We start from the raw sequence: 18,550 nt of genomic DNA, 5'->3' as shown, positions 1-18,550 counted from the left end.
CGCGGGAACCGGCTAGCGGGCCACCTGCTTCGTCATCGACTCCTTCCACCACGACTACTGACTATTCCTACATTCCCGCCCCCTCTTCCCCCCTACCCTGCCCTCGCCTGTAAACCGTGATCCCGCAGCGCAACCTGCCGTCACGCCACTCCCAATATCGCACCAGGCGCCTAACACGAGCCCAACGGTGCATCGTCTGACGGCGCCGCCCAGGACTCGCTCATGCTCCAGCTCGACCGGCGCAGGCTCATGCCGTTGCGCCCGCGCCTCGCCCCGCTGCCGCCGCTGCTCGGCGGTTGCCTGGCCCTGACCTTGGCCAGCCCGGCACCTGCCGAACAAATCGATATGGCCTTCCAATCTGGCTTCATGCGCCAGGCACCCGGCCAGCCCGCCGAAGCGGGTGCCCTGGCCCTGCGCAACCTGGCCACGCAGGCACGCCTGCCTCCCGGACGCTACCGGGTTCAACTCACGCTCAACTTCGACACCTTACCGGAACAGGAACTCGACTTCGTCGAGGCCCCACACGGCGACGGCCTGCAACCCTGCCTCACGGCCGAGTTGCTGCGCAGTCTGAACCTGCGTGAACAAGCACTGGAGGCTCCCCTGCCCGACACTTCGCAGTGCCTGGACCTGGCGCAGTATCTCCCGCAGGCAACCGCCGAGTTCAATGCCGCACAATTGCACCTGGCTCTGTCGATCCCGCAGATCGCCCTGCGCCAGGACCGTTCGGGCAGCATTCCGGAAGAACGCTGGAGCAATGGCATCAATGCCGCGTTCATCAACTACCAGGCCTCGGCCCAACACAGCAACCAGCGCGACGGCCGCAGCAGTAATAGCCAGGACCTGTACCTGAACAGTGGTATCAACCTGGGTGCCTGGCGCTTGCGCAGCAAGCAGGCCTTGCGCCAGACGCCCGATGGTGAACGCCAGTGGACACGTAGCGATACCTATGCACAGCGCGACCTGCCTGGCCTGCAGGCCAATCTGACACTGGGTGAAACCTTCACCAATAGCGAGATGTTCCGTAGCGTGCGCTTCACCGGCGCGCAGCTGGCCTCGGACAGCGGCATGCTGCCCGACACCTTGCAGCAGTATGCGCCGGTAATCCGTGGCGTGGCGCAAAGCCGTGCCAAGGTCGAAGTGCTGCACAATGGCTACCCCATCTACGCTACCTACGTCGCCCCCGGCCCCTACGCCATCGACGACCTCAGCGTAGGGTCCAGCCATGGTGAGCTTGAAGTGGTCATCACCGAAGCCGATGGCCAGGTACGCCGCTTCACCCAACCCTACTCGACCATGGGCAGCCTGTTGCGCGAAGGCATCTGGCGCTACAGCGCCACCGTTGGCCAATATGAAAGCGCGCAGCAACTGGACAACCCGGTCTTCTGGCAAGCCACCCTGGCCCGTGGCGGTGCCTGGGACACCACTCTGTACGGCGGCCTGCTTTCCAGCGAGTACTACAACGCCAGCGTGCTGGGTCTGGCCCGCGACGTCGGCAACCTGGGAGCACTGTCGTTTGATGTCACTCGCGCTACCAGCGAGCTGGGCCATGAACAGGGCAAGGTTCAGGGACACAGCCTTGCCCTGCGCTACGGCAAAAGCTTCCAGACCCGTACCAGCTTGCGCTTCGCCGGCTACCGCTACTCGACCCAGGGTTACCGCGATTTCGACGAGGCCGTGCAACAGCGCAGCAGTAACATCGATTACCTTGGCAACCGCCGTAGCCGACTGGAAGCTTCGGTCTACCAGAACGTAGGTGACCGCAGTTCGCTGAGTCTGACCTTCTCCCAGGACACCTACTGGCAAACCAATTACCAGCGCCGCCAGTACCAGTTGCAGTACAACACGCAACTGGGCAAGGTGGGGGTCAACCTGTTCGCCACCCAGGCCCTGGACACCAGCAACCACGCTAGCCGCTCTTTCGGCCTGAGCCTGAACCTGCCGCTGGACTTTCGCCGCCAGCAACAGGCCAGCTTCGACCTGCGCCATGAGAATGGCCACTACAGTGAACGGGCCAGCCTGAACGGCGGCTTGTTGGACAGCCGACTTAGCTACAACACCGCACTGACCAATGATAACCAAGGGCGCAAGAGCGCCGCGCTGTCCATGGCCTATCAGGGCAGTCAGGCCAGTATTGGCATGGGCTATACCGAAGCCAGCGATTATCGCAGCCTGTCGTTGAATGCCAGTGGCGCCGTGCTGCTGCATGACGAGGGTGTGGCCTTCGGTAGCCATCTGGGGGAAACCATGGCGCTGGTTCATGTACCCGGCGTGCCAGGCGTTGGTGTACAGAACACCCCGGCGGCGCGTACCAATGCCGACGGCTATGCATTGGTCCCGTACCTGCGCCCCTACCGGCTCAATAATCTGGTGCTGCAGACCGACGACCTTTCACCAGAGGTGGTGATTGGCAATGCCAGCCAACAAGTCGTGCCACGGCGCGGTGCGGTGATGAAGGCATCGTTCAATGCCGAGCATGTATCCCGCCTGGTGCTGACGCTGCTACAGGCCAATGGCGACCCCGTGCCATTCGGTGCCCAGGTAGTCGATGCCGATGGCGTGACGCTAGGAGTCGTCGGCCAAGCAGGCCAGGCCCTGGTGTCGGCGCGCAGGGCCGGTCACCAGCAGATACAGGTGATCTGGGGCGGTGCCGGTGACGACGTCTGCCAACTGAGCATCGACCCGCAAGCCCTCGAACAGGACGGCGGTTACCGCCTGAAAACCTTGAATTGCCCACTTCCCCAGGCGGGCGCAAGCGCCGCCCTGCCTGACGAAAAACCCCAGGAAACTCTTTTATGAAAATACTCAGACTCACCCTGGACCGCAGCCTGTGGCTCGCCGGTTGCAGCTTGGCCCTGGGGTTATGGACGACCGCCGCACAGGCACGCTGTGCGTTTGATGCGGGCGGCAGCTACATGACCTATGAGCGCGACATAGGCGCATTCTGGGTGCCACGCGATGCGCCTGTAGGCACCGTCATCGGCCGCGGCGCAATGGACACGACGAACAATGAGGGCGCAGTGATCAATTGCTTCTGGAACGACCTCGACATACCTACCGCCCGCTTGCCCAACACCGCTCCGGTATTTCCTGGCAGCCTGCCACCTATAGATGGCAAGAACGTCGACGGCTATGTCATGCAGACCAATGTGCCGGGGGTGGGCGTGTACTTGGAACTGTTAGACCCTTTCGATGGCTCCGCCCCCAACACCTTTCGCCCAGACCATGGCAGGCCGACCATCCCTTATACCGGCACCATGGCCGGCGCCGGGCCATTCAACCTGAGAATTTCCAGGCTGTACGGCCAGGCATGGCTCATCAAGACAGGCCCGATCGCGTCAGGGCCACAACGCATAGACGGTGAACTGTTCCATGGGTCCATCCATCACCTGGGCAAGGTCCTGGAGTATCGCCTGAGCGCGACAGTCAACCAGGCACAATGCTCGCTGAAAGCCGATGCAGTCAGTGCCGACCCCGTACACTTGGGCGACTACAAGGCCGATGATTTCAAAGGGGTTGGCACAACGACGAAACCCGTCCCCTTCCACATCAACCTCGTTGACTGCAAAGATGCCAGCGCGCCCCTCCCCGGTACCGCCAATGTGTACATAGAACTGGATGGTATCGATGGCTCGAAACCTACCGTACCCGCGCAAGGGCGCTTCAGCCTGACCAGCGCCTCGGACGCCGACGGGGTCGAAATCCAGTTGCTGCGCGGCGACACAAGCAACCCCATGCCCCTGCAAGCGGAAGTGCGCATGAAGCCCGTGGAAATCGGCATCACCCGCCTGGACTTTTTCGCCCGCTACTACCAGAGCTCGCCGATAGTGAAGCCAGGCTTGGCCGAGGGAGCACTGAGCTTTACCGTAAGCTACAAATGACAGGCAAAAAAGACCGCAGGGTTAATACCCTGCGGTCTGGATGGCGAAGAAAAACAAACGACAAAAACGAAGAAAGGGACTTGCGTCCCTTTCTTCGTTCTTCGATTTGGAGCGGGAAACGAGACTCGAACTCGCGACCCCGACCTTGGCAAGGTCGTGCTCTACCAACTGAGCTATTCCCGCATTGTGAAACTTTACCGCTATCGGCGTGAAGCGCCTTGAAGACCTTCACCACCACTGCACCGCATAGACGCCACAGTATTTAAACTGGAGCGGGAAACGAGACTCGAACTCGCGACCCCGACCTTGGCAAGGTCGTGCTCTACCAACTGAGCTATTCCCGCAAATGGCGTCCCCTAGGGGACTCGAACCCCTGTTACCGCCGTGAAAGGGCGGTGTCCTAGGCCACTAGACGAAGGGGACACACGACACTTTTCAGTGCACCAGGTTCGAACCTCACGATTCAGCCTGGATTTTCTTTTCCCGCCCCGCCATTAAGCGTTGCCGGAGAAACTGGAGCGGGAAACGAGACAGGCACTAGGGCGCTAAATCCTTGTTTCCCAATCACATTCTTCGCCGCCGTGAGCAGCGAAGGCCTGAATTATAGCCTTGTTCTTCGCCCTCGGCAACAAAACTCATCCAACAACTTCCATCAGCGTCCAAGGACTGCCATTTCATCCCCTGACAACCGACGCAGAATACACGGCTACCAGAGGCCCGCCCCTGCAACGCCGCTCGACACTCAGGTCTCCTTGCGTCAGGAATGGCATCAGCATCGAACGTTGAGACCGCGCTTGGTTTGATGCCGTGCGCACCACAGCCCAAGGCTGTTCGTGATGAAGGCCAAGCGGCGAGCAAGGAAAGATGGGGCGCATGTTCACATCACCTGGTCAGCTGGCGACCGTGTGGGAGCGGCGCGCAACAGCCTCAAACTGGCCACAGCCCAGGATCGCTGGATGCTATGTCGATATATCAGGATGCCAGAACAAGCATCACACGCGCGGTTTTCTCTGCGTCCCTCTGGACGTTGAGCAACGACTGCGCCCCAGCGCGACTTGTGAAACCGTAGGGATATCAGACCATAGCGAATCGGTCTTGATACGCCTGACGCACCCCATGACGCTGGCACCGTGAGCGCCATTGTCGAGCGTGCTTCTTCCTTGTTACTCGACGGGCCGGCAACTGGTCGATTCTTGCACATTGAGCAAGAGAGGGCCACCTGTGGCGGATGCCATGATCTCGTCCGCCCACGTTCCGGGGCATTCGTCCCTGGCATCCGCCACAGGCATAACGACACAACAGCCCTTGGCAGGGCGAGAAAGGAGCCGGTGATGTAGCGCTTCCGAAAGGAGACGAAAACATGCACAAGGAGCCACCATTATCAAAGGTGTTCTATCGTCCCATCGAAGCTGCCATACGGTGGGCTGGGTTGTTGCGGTACAAGGCGTCGATCCTCGCCTCGATCGCATCACCGCGGTGCCTGCCGCAGACATTGGACTGCCCGCGATGGAACGAGTGTCGGCTGTACTCGGAACGCATCTACGACGGCATCCTCAACTCGGAACTGCCCTTTGGCAAGAACGGGATCACGCTCAATGACCCAGAGTTGGTGAGTTCACCCGATCTGACCATCCGCCACGTCGATCTGAAACGCTGGATGCGCACTCACTATCCTGAGCATCGACCCGGATTCCTGTTCAGCCGCAGCGAGCGCATGGCGCATCCCTCCATCACCCTGGAAACAGGACAGGCAATCCTGCTGGAACGGCAGGCTCTGCAGGCCGCGCTGGACCATAGCCGGCGTGAGATGCGCAAACTTCAAGCGCAACACGAAGCCTTGCTCAAGCAGTCCGCGGTGCTGTTGGCATCCAAGCAGTGCGCGATCAGTGATCGAGCGGAGACCACGTACCTGAACATCATCGGTGGCATGCTGACGCTGATGCTGGGTCAATCCCCATCGGGTGTGCCGTACTCCAGCTTCAAGACGCAGGAGGCAATCGTCACCGCATTGCTCGCCCACTATGGCGGCACCATGGGCATCACGGAGCGAACCTTGAACGGCAAGTTCGCCAACGCCAGGAAGAATGTGCGTAGCGCAGCCGCGTGAATTCTTCCATCTTGTATGTGCAGTCTCGGAGATTGCATTTGCAATGTCTTTTTGCAGCCATGTCTATTGAATAGAGGTCACGCCAACAAACGCCACTGAGCGTTCAGGAGTGACCGCCATGTCGCAAGTACCTGTACTGCCACCGCACGAGCGCCGCATCCTGCGGCTCGATGAAGTTGAAGCGAAGTCCGGCTTCAAACGCGCCCACATCTACAACCTGATGAAGAAGCGCCAGTTTCCACAGGCGTTGCGCCTTGGCGTGCGCGCGGTGGGCTGGGATTCGGTCGAGATCGATCAGTGGATCGCCGAACGCCTTAACAACCGCACCTGACTCGCTCCCCCTCGGACTTCCCATCGCCAAACGGAGAGCGCCATGCAGGTCGTATCCATCATTTCAACGAAAGGTGGCGTCGGCAAGACGACCACGGCCGCCAACCTCGGCGGGCTCGCCGCGGACGCGGGGCTGCGCGTGCTGCTGCTCGATCTCGACGTGCAGCCCACCTTGTCCTCCTACTACGATCTGGCTCACCGCGCGCCCGGCGGCATCTATGAGCTGCTGGCGTTCAACGAGCGCGGTCTCGACCAGCTCGTGTCCCGCACCATCATCGCGGGCCTGGACCTGGTGCTCTCGAACGACCACCGGGGTGAACTGAACACCTTGCTGCTGCACGCGCCAGACGGGCGCCTGCGGTTGCGCCACCTGCTGCCGGCGCTGGCGCCGCTCTATGACCTGGTGCTAATCGACACCCAAGGCGCGCGCTCGGTGCTGTTGGAGATGGCGGTGCTCGCCTCCGGCCTGGCGCTGTCACCCGTGACCCCGGAAATCCTTGCGGCCCGCGAACTGCGGCGCGGCACCATGCAGTTGCTGGAGGACATCGCGCCGTATCGGCACCTTGGCATCGAACCGCCACCGCTGCACCTACTCATCAATCGTGTCCACCCCGTGTCCGCCAACGCACGCATGATCCAGCAGGCGCTGCACGACCTATTTCAGGATCACACGGGCATCCGCGTGCTGGGCACCGACGTGCCGGCCATCGAAGCCTATCCGCGCGCTGCAACCCGCGGCATGCCGGTGCATCGCGTCGAGTATCGACAGCCACCAGGCAGAGTTGCGCCCGCTGCGCTCGACACCATGCGCACGCTCGCCGGCGAACTGTTCCCGCAGTGGCAAGACAGATTCGCCCGCGTGTCCGGCCGTCCTCCACGTTCTATTGAAACCGGGAGGTCCCGTGGCGAGCGCACATGAACTGTCCCGTGGCCACAAGCGACTGCGCGCCCTGATCGAGTTTGCGGTGAGCGAAGGCTGGCACGTCAAACGTACTCGGGGTGGACACCTCAAATTCACCAAGACCGGCTGCGCCGCCATCTACACCAGCTCGACAGCGAGCGATTACCGGGCAGACCTCAATGCCCGTGCGCAGATCCGCCGAGCCGAGCGCGAGGCCCGCATGGCCCGGCCCGCCAACGCCGAGGGATGCGGCCATGGCTGAGATGACCTCCCAGGACATGGCCGGCAAGCTGCTTGCCGCCGGGTTCGAGCGCAGTGGGCCATCGGCCACGGCTTTGAGTGACCCCATCGCCGACACGCCGATGGTCGTGACGCTGGACCAGTTGCGGCCCTACGACCACGATCCCCGCAAAAAGCGCAACTCGGCCTACGATGAAATCAAGGCCTCCATCCGCGAGCGCGGCCTGGATGCGGCGCCAGCCATCACACGCCGTCCTGGCGAGGCGCACTACATCATCCGCAACGGCGGCAACACCAGGCTGGCGATCCTGCGCGAACTCTGGACAGAAACGAAGGACGAGCGCTTCTTCCGCATATCGTGCCTGTTCCGGCCGTGGCCTGCGCGCGGGGAGATCGTCGCGCTGACCGGGCACCTCGCCGAGAACGAACTGCGTGGCGGCTTGACGTTCATCGAGCGCGCCCTCGGCGTCGAGAAGGCGCGCGAGTTCTATGAAGCGGAAAGCAGCACGACCTTGAGCCAGTCCGAGCTGGCCCGTCGCTTGGGCGCCGACGGCTTCCCCGTGCAGCAGTCACACATCAGCCGCATGGCCGATGCGGTGCGCTACCTGCTGCCTGCGATCCCGACCGTGCTGTATGGTGGCCTCGGTCGCCACCAGGTCGAGCGGCTGTCGGTCATGCGCAAGGCCAGTGAGCGCACGTGGGAGCACTATGCCAAGGGCCGCTCCCTGCCGCTCGACTTCGACAGTTTCTTCCAAGAAGTGCTGTCGCAGTTCGATACCCAGGCCGACGAGTTCTCGCCGCAGCGTGTGCAGGACGAGTTGATCGGTCAGATGTCCGAGCTGCTGGGCATCGACTACGACGTGCTTGCCCTGGACCTGACCGAATCCGAGAGCCGCCACCGCGCCCTGGTCAGCGACCCAACCCCGCCATCGGCGCCGCCGGCATTGCCTGAGCCTGGGGCCATCGCACGGCCGCCGATTGAACCGGCACCGTCCCCCGCCACAGCAGCACATTCTGCAGGCCACTCTGCCGCCGCGCCGACAAGGCCCCAGGACGATGCGGCCCCGCGTGAGGCATCCGCAGCCACCCCTGCGGCAGCGGCTGGCGATCTACTTGACGAGCACATCGTCTCTCCGGCACCCACGACGCAGCGGCTCCAGTCCATCCAGCGCATGGTCGCCGACCAGTTGGGCGATGCGCTTCCGCCCGACTTCTCGGCCAACGTGCTGCAGTCGATTCCCGTGCAGGCCGGTGGCCTCTATCCCATCTCGGACATCTGGCATATCGACCCAGGTCTCGACGCACCCGGCCGCCTGCGCGTCCACATCGCGCAGTTCGCGCGCGAGATCGCGGGCGAGGTCGACCTGGACGCGTGTGTCGAGGATCGTTCAGATGGCATCGGGTTCGCGTGTCGTGCCCCGACCCAGGTTTCGTCGCCGCTCGCACGTGCCGTGCTCGCGCTGCTGGTTTCCCTGGCCGGTCAGCAGTCGGCCGACGTGGGCTTGGACGGCGGGCACTTCGTCACCGACCTGCCAGCGCTGTTGCACGGCCAAGGCCAACGTCATGCCGACGGGGCCCGGCGATTGAGCGACACCGCGCTGGTCAAGCTGTTTCGTCTGCTGCGGCTGGCCCGGCGCCTGCTGGATCTGGAAGCCGGCGCTCTCGGTCCTGGGACCTGAGCGAGGGAGGCCCGCATGTCCGCACCTAACCCACTCAACCAGGCCGTCATCGCGCAGGCGCTCTACGATCTGCGCAACGGGCAACTGCGCCGCTGCAAGGCGATGGGATTCGGTGAGGAAGAATTGGATGCGCTCAAGCATCCGGCGCTGATCAGCGTACTGGCCAATGCCAGCGTCTCGTGGTGCTCTGTCTCGGTGAACCGGGAAGTGCTCCGGCGATTGCTCAAACAGGCGCAGGACGTGGAGAAGGAGATCGCCACCGTCGATCGCATGTTGCGCCTGGGGGCCAGTACGGAAATGGCGAGCCGTTTTTATGGGCTGACGCACCAGGAAGTCGCGCTACGGCGTGAAGTTCTCGGCCTGCCCAAACGCAAGGGGCGCCATCCGGTTCTGGACGAGGAGCAGGACACCGAGCTGTGGCGACGCTGGAAGGCCGTGACCAGCAGCAGGAATGTCGAGCTGGAGGATGAGACCTCGGTTCTTGATGCGGCAATGGACCTCGCCGAAGGCATGGAACTGCCGCTGTCGGTGGTCTGGGCTGCGATCAAGAACTGGATCGATCAGGGATTGGGTTGAGTCATGGCCGTGGACGACGCTGCACCACGAGCACCACGCCAAGGCCCGGTCGCCCTCGCTGATCTGTTCGACAGCGCGCTGAAAGACCTTGCACCGAAACCTCGCCCGCCCGCGTCCGCGCCAGCTCCCGCATCCGCAACATCTCCTGTCTCCGCAACCGGCGACGGTTTTCTGTTCAGCGGCAATCGGCACGAGAGCGTGCCGCGACGGCTGTTCCTGGACCGACGCCTGACGCCGCTGGAACGCAATGCCTGGCAAGTCTTTCGGATGATGCTCAACGAGGATGGGGTCACGGCGTTTCCGACGTATGAGCAACTTCGCCCGTGGCTCGCGTCAATGCCCTGCGCCGGACAGGCCTCTCACGAGACCGTGGCACGGGCGCTGACGCTGTTGCGCCTGACTCGCTGGTTGAGTCTCGTGCGCCGCAGGCGTGACCCCAAGACCGGGCGCATCCTCGGCAACCTCTACGTCCTGCACGATGAGCCCCTGACGCCTTTCGAGGCGATGCAGCTCGACCCGGACTACTTGGAGCTCGTCAGCCAAGCCCTGGGCCATTCGGCCAAGGCCGTCCAGGTCGTGGGCTTGCACACCCTCAAGGAAATCGCCGAAGACCCGTTGTTGTCTGGCCGCACGTTGCCCTCGCGGCTGCAGGTCCTTGCCGAACGCCTCGCGAGCCAGGGCATTGGGTCGCAGGAGAGTTATCCACAGAAGGATAGGGTTCACGATTCCGAAGAAGGGGCGCCGAGCCTTCTTCGGAATTCTGATGACCCCTCTTCGGATTCCGAAGCAGGGCCGAAACCCGCGTCAGACGGCGCTCTTCGGAATCCGAAGCAGGACCGTACTGTACGTAGTAGTCGTATGAATGAAGTACGTACTACCGCGCGTGAGCGTGGGCAGGCGCGTGCGATGCCAGGAGTTCGCCTGCCTGATCGCTTTCTCGGCTTGAAGGAAGAGCAGCAGGCCGCCGCCATCGTGGCATTGCAGCAGGTCGATGCTCCGCTACGCCAGGCCGTGCTGGACGAATGGGCGGATCGCTGTCGCGGCAGCACCATCCGCAACCCGGCAGGCTACCTGTTCGGCATCATCCAGCGCGCCATCCGTGGCGAGTTCAACGCCTGGGCCAAGCAAGCCGGGTCAGCACCGCCACCTGCCCCTGCACGAGATGCACCGCCTGAACCACCGCGCAATGTGGTTCCACCCGAGGTGGCCCGGCAGCACATTGACCGGCTGCGCGACCTTCTGCGCAGTAGCTGAGCGCGACGAGCGACAAGGGCGTGAAGCAGACGTCGATGGCCGTCAGTAGAGCTATCCCCAGGGGATAGATGTACTACAAGCTGTAACGCCGACAGGCACGGCATGGCACTTCGGTCCAGGGGGGCCGTAATGGCGTCGGTTGCATGAGCGCACGCACCATTTGCGCGAGCAGCGCTCCATGGCTTTCGATGGAGCTATCCCCTGGGGATAGCTCGTGTCACAGGCCACCGCTGCCACGACAACCGGGTCCCGGTTCATTTCGGTTTGTTGACTGACTGCCTTCCGTTGCGTGCCGATCCTGACCGCTCCTTTTCCCAAGCGAGCGGACGCCATGGCAACCAACGAACCTCTGCAACTCAATCTCGGCTCTTTGCGCAGCGCGATGTCGCTGACGCTTCACACCCACCACGCCTCGCGCATCTGGCATGGCCGCGCCGCCGCCGAGGGGCGACCCGGCATCGTCGGCCTGAACGGCTACATCGCCGTGATGAACAAGATGAAGCGCGGCTCGGAGCAGGACGACCCGTACAGCGACTGGTGGATGTTGCGCATCGAGGAAAAGCTCGACCAGACCAGGACCACGTTGCAATCGCTGCGCGAGCAGGTTGACCAGGCACTGGCCGGCGTGCCTGCGGCGTTGAGCCTGGGTGAGAACCTCAACGTGCAGCCGGTGAAGCTCCCCTTGTTCGTGAACGCGCAGCTCGGCTTTGCCGCCGTCTATCTGCTGGCCGACTACGACGACATCGCCCGCAAGCTGATCCTCGCCCACCACACCGCGCTGATCGATCGCTCGACGTTGGAGCGCTGGCTCAACGAAGGTGCCCACGCGCTGCGCAGCCTGTTCAGCCTGGCCCAGCAATACCGCTACTCGGGCTGCACCCGCGACGACTTCGCGGCCAAGAACGCCGCAGCTCGGGCAGCATTGGAGAAGTTCGGCGAACTGCCGCAGGACGTGCTCGAAGGCATGCGCCGCTCGAAGTTTGCGCCGCCCGTCGTGCGCCGTGGTCTGCAACAGCGTGGTGATAGCGCTGCCGCAGCCGCATCTCCCACCGACGAAGGCGCTGCCGCCGATTCGGCCGAGGCCAAGTCCACAGCCGCCGGCGAGGACGAACCGGCATGAGCGACCCGAACCGCGAACCGCGCTACTTCCGTCGTCTGGAACAGCCAGCCTTCATGCGGCTGGAACACGCGGCCTCTCTAAAAGGCCTTTTAAAGCCTTTTAAAGGTAAAGGGGACTTCGAGGCCTGGGCCAGCCAGTGCTTCGCCATGCGCGACGAGTTGATTGCCCTGGCGCAGCGACAGGTGCTGCCACAGGCGTGCGGGCATCCCTTCCACCTGCTTCCCGTCGAGCTGGCCCAGCAGACCACTGGCGCAGGCACGACCTTTCTTCGCTGGCGCAAGCACGATCGATCGGCCATGGGCGTGGCGTTGTGGCAGGAGCTGATGGCGAGCCCCAGCACGCCGGTCAACCTGCTGCACGACCTGCACGAGATCGAACTGCAGCGCGTCATGCTGAACATGCAGATCAGCCTGCTGCACACCCTGGGCAGGCAAGCACAGGAATGCGCCAGCAAGGCCGCGCAGGCGGACAACACCTACCTGCGCCGGCTCGCGTCCGTTCCTGCCGCAGTGCGCGATCGGTGATTGCGCCTGCCATCCGAGCACGCGCCCGAGCCCAACGAGGCACGGGTATTTCAACCACCACGGAGATTCCAACATGAGCACACAATTCATCGGCGAGGGCAACATCGGATCGCCTCCCGAGTACCGCGAATTCCCCAATGGCAACGACGATCCTCGCCGGTTGCTCCGGCTGAACGTGTACTTCGACAACCCCGTCCCCACCAAGGGCGGCGAGTTCGAGGACCGCGGCGGCTTCTGGGCGCCGGTGGAACTCTGGCACCACGACGCCGACCGCTGGCAGCAGCTCTACCAGAAGGGCATGCGGGTGCTGGTCGTCGGCCGCATGGAGCGCGACCCCTGGACGGACAACGAAGATCAGCCGCGTGAGACTTGGCAGGTCAACGCGCGCAGTGTCGGCATCCTGCCGTACCGCATCGAGTCTGTGGCCCTCAGCCCGAAGCCACAGGAGGCAGAGCCGAAGCCCCAGGCCACCCAGGAATCGACGGCGCCGAAAGAGACCAAGCGCAGGAAGTGATCGGGCATGGAGGGCGGCTGCCGCAGTGCTTCGCCGCCCTCCATGCGCTGCGAATTATCCCCAGGGGATAGCTCCACCAACGTCCACCGAGTTCCACGCGCGCTCCCGGAAATCGCGGCTCTCGGCCCGCACACTTCCGGCCACGCACCTTCCCCGCACTCGCCATTTCATCGGCGTGAAAGCGGTCGCTGCCGCATGCGGCTTGTTTGCTGCTGCCAGGGGCTGCGCTCGGCATCCTCGATCCCAGCAACTCCATGAACAACAGGAATCGGGATGGACGGATATGCGGCTGTTCTTGTGCGAGAAGCCCTCCCAGGGCAAAGACATTGGCCGGATTCTCGGCGCCACGCAGCGCGGTGAAGGCTGCCTCAACGGTTCCGGCGTCACGGTCACCTGGTGCATCGGCCATCTCGTGGAGGCGGCGCCGCCCGAGGCCTACGACGAGCAGCTCAAACGATGGTCCGTTGAGCAGTTGCCCATCATTCCCCAGCACTGGCGGGTCGAGGTCAAACCGAAGACCGCCACGCAATTCAAGGTCGTCAAGGCGCTCTTGGCGAAGGCGACTCACCTGGTTATCGCCACCGATGCCGACCGCGAGGGCGAATTGATCGCCCGCGAGATCGTGGAGCTTTGCGGCTACCGCGGCCCCATCGAACGCCTGTGGCTGTCGGCGCTCAACGATGCGTCCATTCGGGCGGCACTGGGCAAGCTGCGGCCTTCGGCCGAGACGCTTTCGATGTACCACTCGGCGCTGGCGCGCTCCCGTGCGGATTGGCTCGTGGGCATGAACCTGAGCCGGCTGTTCACGGTGCTGGGGCGACAGGCGGGTTACGACGGCGTGCTGTCGGTCGGCCGCGTACAGACCCCGACGCTCAAGCTCGTTGTGGACCGCGACCGCGAGATCGCGCGCTTCGTGTCCGTACCATACTGGGCCATCGCCGTGTCCCTGTTCGCAGGCGGTTCGACTTTCGCCGCGCAATGGGTTCCACCCGATGCGTGCACCGACGACGCAGGCCGCTGCCTGCGGCAGCCGGTCGCACAGCAGACCATGCAGCAGATCCGCGCTGCGGGCAGTGCCCACGTCGTGTCGGTGGAGACTGAGCGTGTCCGCGAAGGCCCGCCGCTGCCGTTCGACCTGGGCACCTTGCAGGAAGTGTGTTCCAAGCAGCTTGGGCTGGACGTGCAGGAAACCTTGGAGATTGCCCAAGCCCTGTACGAGACGCACAAGGCCACGACGTACCCCCGCTCGGACTCCGGCTACCTGCCCGAGAGCATGTTTGCCGAAGTGCCCACCGTTCTCGACAGCCTGCTCAAGACCGATCCCTCGCTGCGCTCGATCATGGGCCAGCTCGACCGCTCGCAGCGCTCGCGCGCCTGGAACGATGGCAAGGTCACGGCGCACCACGGCATCATCCCGACGCTCGAACCGGCGAAGCTCTCCGCCATGAGCGAGAAGGAACTGGCCGTGTACAGGCTCATCCGGTCGCATTACCTGGCGCAGTTCCTCCCTCACCACGAGTTCGACCGCACTGTGGCCAAGTTTTCGTGCGGGGGGCAGAACCTGGCGGCCACGGGCAAGCAGGTTGTCATCCCGGGTTGGCGCCAGGTGCTCGCCGAGCCGCAGGCCGAAGACGGTGATGGCGAGGGCGATACTGCGGTCCGCGCCCAGGTGCTGCCCGCGCTGCCGAAACTGTATGAGGGCCTGGCATGCCAGGTGGCCGACGTCGATCTCAAGGCACTCAAGACGCTGCCGCCCAAACCGTACACGCAAGGCGAGTTGGTCAAGTCCATGAAAGGCGTCGCCAAGCTGGTGTCCGATCCCCGCCTGAAGCAGAAGCTCAAAGATACGGTTGGCATCGGCACCGAAGCGACGCGGGCCAACATCATCGGCGGCCTGATCGCTCGCGGCTACCTCGTGAAGAAGGGGCGCGCCATCCGCGCCTCGGATGCGGCTTTCACTTTGATCGATGCCGTGCCTGCGGCGATTGCCGACCCTGGCACCACCGCCGTCTGGGAACAGGCGCTCGACATGATCGAGGCCGGACAGCTCACCCTGGACGTGTTCATCGGCAAGCAGGCCGCGTGGATTTCGCAGTTGATTGCGCAGTACGGCAGCGCCTCCCTGTCCATCAAGGTTCCCCAAGGGCCGGCATGCCCGCAGTGCGGCGCACCCACGCGCCAGCGCAGCGGCAAGAGCGGCCCGTTCTGGTCGTGCAGCCGCTACCCGGACTGCAAAGGCACGCTGCCAGTCGAATCCGGCAGCTCCAAGCGCGGCGCCTCGCGCCCGCGCCGTAGCGGCCGCAAAGGCTCCTGACCGCCCCCGTTCCCCGTGAGCCGTGCCCGCCTTCGGCGGCGTGGCCCCTGTCCCGCACTCCGCCGCATGCCCTGCGGGACGCCCAGCGCGCAACGCCTTCTTGATCCGTGTGCGCGTCCCGCCCAGCCGTCCCCGGCCGCGGGACCTGAAGGTAGCTTCTCTGCGAGCCGCACCACGCGCGTTCTGTTGATCTGCGTTTCTTCCGCCCTCTGCGAAGGGTCTCCCGGTGGCTTGCCAGGCTGCACGAGCCACCGGGAGACCCTTCGTGGTCAGCGGTAATCGGTGCCGGTGCCCGCCGGTGCAAAAACGGGCTCCCTTTGTGCGCGGATGTGCGCCAGACGATGCCGGCCCCAGCCACGACATGGGCCGGGTGTGATTGCTTGATGAGCAGACGGTTCTAGCGACGACCGGGCCTGCCAATAAGCCCACGGGTGGTTTTTCTTTCCTCCCGAGCCGAAGGCCGCAGGGCCTTCGGCGCCTTTCTCCTGCCTATCAACGTCCCGGTCCGGCCATTGGCCTGGGCCACACGAACAGGAGAGACGACATGCACCCTCAACCTTGCGCGCCACTGCTGTACGGCAGTGTGTGCAGCGGCATCGAGGCAGTGAGCCTGGCATGGCAGCCGCTCGGCCTCGAAGCCGCGTGGTTCGCCGAGATCGAACCGTTCCCGAGCGCCGTGCTCGCCCACCACTATCCGCGCGTGCCCAACCTAGGCGACATGACCTCGATCGCCGACCAGGTTCGCGCCGGCACTGTGCCGGCCCCCGACATCCTGGTCGGCGGCACGCCGTGCCAGTCGTTCAGCGTTGCCGGTGCACGCAGGGGACTGGATGACCCGCGCGGAGCCTTGACCCTTGCTTATGTGGAGTTAGCTAATGCCATCGACCAAACCCGCTACCAAGACGGCCGCATGTCGGCCACGCTCGTCTGGGAAAACGTCCCCGGCGTCCTCAACGACCGCAGCAACGCCTTCGGGCATTTCCTGGGAGCACTGGCCGGAGAAAGCCGTGCGCTCGAACCGCCAGGGCAAGAATGGGCGCACGCAGGTTGTGTGTCTGGACCCCGGCGCCGCATCGCCTGGCGCGTGCTCGACGCTCAATATTTCGGCGTCGCCCAACGCCGCAAGCGTGTGTTTCTTGTGGCAAGTAGTGGAGATGGCCTCGATCCCGTCGAAGTACTTTTTGAGCGTGCAGGCCTGCACGGGGATTCTTCTGCGGGCAGCGCGCCGTGGCAAGGAGCTGCCCGTGTTGCTGGATCTGGTACTGAAGCAGCAGGCGGATACGCAGGATTTGCTGGACTGAAGCAGCCCTACGGCAAGGTCACGACGACGTTCGGATTCAGTGGCGGCACCGGCCCCGTCGATGTGGCCGCATGCCTGATGGCCGCAGGCCCCAAGCACGACATCCGCACCGAGACGTTCATGGTGCAGTCGTTCGCCGGCAGCATCAGCCACACCCTCGACACCGCCAACGGCGGCAAGGGCAGCAGCGAGGACGGTACGGGCAAAGGTGTGCCGATCATCGCCTTCACCGCCCAGGGCAGCGGCGCGGATGCCACGATGGATCTGACGCCGACGCTACGTGCTGGCGGACATCGCAACAGCCATGCGAACGCCGGTGTCGTTCCCGCCATCGCCTTCGCGCAGAACAATCGCGGCAAAGTGCGCTTCGAGTCCGGCCACGGACAGGTGGCTTGCACCGTCCTGTCCAACGGCAAGCCGGGCTACGGGGTGCCGATGGTGGCCTGCGTTGCCCTGCGGGGACGGCAGCATGGTCTTGCCGCTGAGCTGGGCGGCGGCGCGGACAAGCCCCATGTGCTGGCTCCCGACTTCGAGGCGCATTTCCGGTACGACTGGAATGACCCCGGCCCGGGAGACTGGTCGCATTGGCGCGTGCGGCGGTTGATGCCCGTGGAATGCGAACTTCTGCAAGGCATGCCCGACAACTACACCCTGGTCCCTTATCGCGGCAAGCCTGCCGCAGACGCCCCGCGCTACAAGGCGATCGGCAATTCCATGGCCGTGCCCTGCGTCGCGTGGCTGGGTCAGCGGCTGGTGCAGTGTCTGCAAAAGACGGGATCGAGCGCATCGGATTGATGCACGACGCCGCCAACCGGCCACGCCATTCTTCCTCCTGCATTGCCGACGTGTCGGCAGCAGCCAGCAGCCAGGGTGTCCAGGCTGCCGTGGGTTCCACCCGCGCCACCCGCCAGTTCGCCCAGGCATCCATCGGCGAACGCTGCCCACCGGGGCACCGATGCCTCCTTTCTCCAACCCACGGGACGAATGCCGCGTCCCGCCAGGGGCGCGTCATCACCCGGTCGATACTCAGGACTTCCCATGGAAACCATTACCCAACAAGACCGCATCACGCTGAACAATTTCAAGGTGGCCGAATTCGCCAGCGAGGAAACGCTGTGCTTCACCGCCATCGTCGAATTCGACGGCATTCCCATCGCCGAGGCCCGCAACGACGGGCACGGCGGCTCGACGTTCGTGCGTGCGCTGCAAGGCCTGGCCGCGCTGCTGGCCCAGGCGGAGGAATTCGCCAAGAGCCTGCCGCCGGCCTCGCTCGACATCGATCGAGAGGATGAAGAACCGCTGATCATCGATATCACGCTCGACTTCCTCGTCGACCAACTGGCCGATGCCATGCACGCCGAGCGCAAGCTGCGTACCGCGTTCAACCGCGACGTCGGCAACAAGGTGCTTTTCATCAAGGACGGCAAGCTGCTGTTCCTCAAGGGCATCAAGCTCAAAGCCATCGCAGACCGGCCGGCGTATTTCGCATCGCTGCGCGCCCGTCAGGGCCAGCCCATCGTCATCCTCGCAGAGCTGGGACCGGACGAGGCATTCGCCCTGTGGAAGCAGCATGTGCTGGGCGACAAGACTCGCTGACCCAGCTTCGCCTTATCCTCCTGACAGCCCCGCATTTGCTGCGGGGCTTTCTTTTTTCCGCGTTCGCCAATCGGGGCTGTTGCAGATGCCGATTTCCGGCTGACGCGGCTCGCCTCGCGCACGAAGCTGCCCGCATGTGTCGCTGATCCGTCAGCAGCATGCCAGCAGCCAGGGTTTCCAGGCTGCCGCGGATTCTCTCCGCGCCACCCGCCAG

15 protein-coding genes and 3 tRNA genes are annotated in these 18,550 nt (G+C 64.0%); 15 read left to right on the top strand and 3 right to left on the bottom strand.

Features of this window, described 5'->3' with window-relative positions; genetic code table 11:
* The first annotated feature begins 222 nt into the window (after positions 1–222).
* Complete coding sequence (locus E5221_RS08470; protein ID WP_247847106.1) at positions 223–2,799, top strand: fimbria/pilus outer membrane usher protein; 2,577 nt, start codon at positions 223–225, stop codon at positions 2,797–2,799.
* Positions 2,796–3,881 carry a fimbrial protein gene (locus tag E5221_RS08465; RefSeq protein WP_247847105.1) on the top strand — a complete coding sequence of 362 codons (1,086 nt, stop codon included), beginning with the start codon at positions 2,796–2,798 and terminating at the stop codon, positions 3,879–3,881. Before E5221_RS08470 ends, E5221_RS08465 begins: the two co-directional genes overlap by 4 nt.
* Positions 3,882–3,988: 107 nt before the next feature.
* On the opposite strand, the gene E5221_RS08460 is transcribed toward E5221_RS08465, so the two are convergent.
* The 3 genes from E5221_RS08460 to E5221_RS08450 form a co-directional block, all read right to left on the bottom strand.
* Positions 3,989–4,064, bottom strand: a tRNA-Gly gene (locus E5221_RS08460).
* 85 nt (positions 4,065–4,149) lie between these two features.
* A tRNA-Gly gene (locus tag E5221_RS08455) sits at positions 4,150–4,225 on the bottom strand.
* Between the two features lie 3 nt (positions 4,226–4,228).
* A tRNA-Glu gene (locus E5221_RS08450) sits at positions 4,229–4,304 on the bottom strand.
* 937 nt (positions 4,305–5,241) lie between these two features.
* Between E5221_RS08450 and E5221_RS08445 the strand changes: the two genes are divergently transcribed.
* From E5221_RS08445 to E5221_RS08380, 13 genes are all read left to right on the top strand, one after another.
* Entirely contained in the window at positions 5,242–5,988 is a 747-nt protein-coding gene (locus E5221_RS08445; protein ID WP_012112309.1) for a hypothetical protein, read from the top strand.
* A 118-nt stretch (positions 5,989–6,106) separates the two neighbouring features.
* On the top strand, positions 6,107–6,319 hold the full coding sequence (locus E5221_RS08440) for an AlpA family transcriptional regulator (RefSeq protein WP_012112310.1): 213 nt from the start codon (positions 6,107–6,109) through the stop codon (positions 6,317–6,319).
* 42 nt (positions 6,320–6,361) lie between these two features.
* Positions 6,362–7,237 carry a ParA family protein gene (locus E5221_RS08435; protein ID WP_012112311.1) on the top strand — a complete coding sequence of 292 codons (876 nt, stop codon included), beginning with the start codon at positions 6,362–6,364 and terminating at the stop codon, positions 7,235–7,237.
* Entirely contained in the window at positions 7,221–7,481 is a 261-nt protein-coding gene (locus E5221_RS08430) for a hypothetical protein (protein ID WP_012112312.1), read from the top strand. Before E5221_RS08435 ends, E5221_RS08430 begins: the two co-directional genes overlap by 17 nt.
* Positions 7,474–9,138 (top strand): ParB family protein, encoded by a 1,665-nt coding sequence (locus E5221_RS08425; protein ID WP_012112313.1) that lies wholly within the window; start codon positions 7,474–7,476, stop codon positions 9,136–9,138. The genes E5221_RS08430 and E5221_RS08425 overlap by 8 nt, the downstream gene beginning before the upstream one ends.
* A 15-nt stretch (positions 9,139–9,153) precedes the next feature.
* Positions 9,154–9,714 carry a DUF2857 domain-containing protein gene (locus E5221_RS08420; protein WP_012112314.1) on the top strand — a complete coding sequence of 187 codons (561 nt, stop codon included), beginning with the start codon at positions 9,154–9,156 and terminating at the stop codon, positions 9,712–9,714.
* 3 nt (positions 9,715–9,717) lie between these two features.
* Entirely contained in the window at positions 9,718–10,968 is a 1,251-nt protein-coding gene (locus E5221_RS08415; RefSeq protein ID WP_012112315.1) for an STY4528 family pathogenicity island replication protein, read from the top strand.
* 331 nt (positions 10,969–11,299) lie between these two features.
* Positions 11,300–12,088, top strand: a complete 789-nt coding sequence (locus E5221_RS08410; protein WP_012112316.1) for a PFL_4669 family integrating conjugative element protein — start codon at positions 11,300–11,302, stop codon at positions 12,086–12,088.
* The gene (locus E5221_RS08405; protein ID WP_003098978.1) at positions 12,085–12,612 is read left to right on the top strand and encodes a DUF3158 family protein; all 528 of its coding nucleotides are present in this window, start codon (positions 12,085–12,087) and stop codon (positions 12,610–12,612) included. The genes E5221_RS08410 and E5221_RS08405 overlap by 4 nt, the downstream gene beginning before the upstream one ends.
* 73 nt (positions 12,613–12,685) lie before the next feature.
* Positions 12,686–13,126: a single-stranded DNA-binding protein gene (locus tag E5221_RS08400; protein WP_003098976.1), complete on the top strand. Its 441-nt coding sequence runs from the start codon at positions 12,686–12,688 to the stop codon at positions 13,124–13,126.
* A 283-nt stretch (positions 13,127–13,409) separates the two neighbouring features.
* Entirely contained in the window at positions 13,410–15,440 is a 2,031-nt protein-coding gene (locus tag E5221_RS08395; protein ID WP_003116834.1) for a DNA topoisomerase III, read from the top strand.
* Between the two features lie 544 nt (positions 15,441–15,984).
* Entirely contained in the window at positions 15,985–17,535 is a 1,551-nt protein-coding gene (locus E5221_RS08385) for a DNA cytosine methyltransferase (protein ID WP_099814805.1), read from the top strand.
* Positions 17,536–17,778: 243 nt separating this feature from the next.
* Positions 17,779–18,336, top strand: a complete 558-nt coding sequence (locus E5221_RS08380; RefSeq protein ID WP_099814804.1) for a hypothetical protein — start codon at positions 17,779–17,781, stop codon at positions 18,334–18,336.
* The last annotated feature ends 214 nt before the right edge of the window (positions 18,337–18,550 follow it).

This window comes from Pseudomonas sp. A2, from assembly GCF_023100865.1.
Taxonomy (GTDB): Bacteria; Pseudomonadota; Gammaproteobacteria; order Pseudomonadales; family Pseudomonadaceae; genus Aquipseudomonas; species Aquipseudomonas asiatica.
Note: the sequence above shows the minus strand (reverse complement) of the source record. Positions and strands in the feature narration are given on the sequence as shown.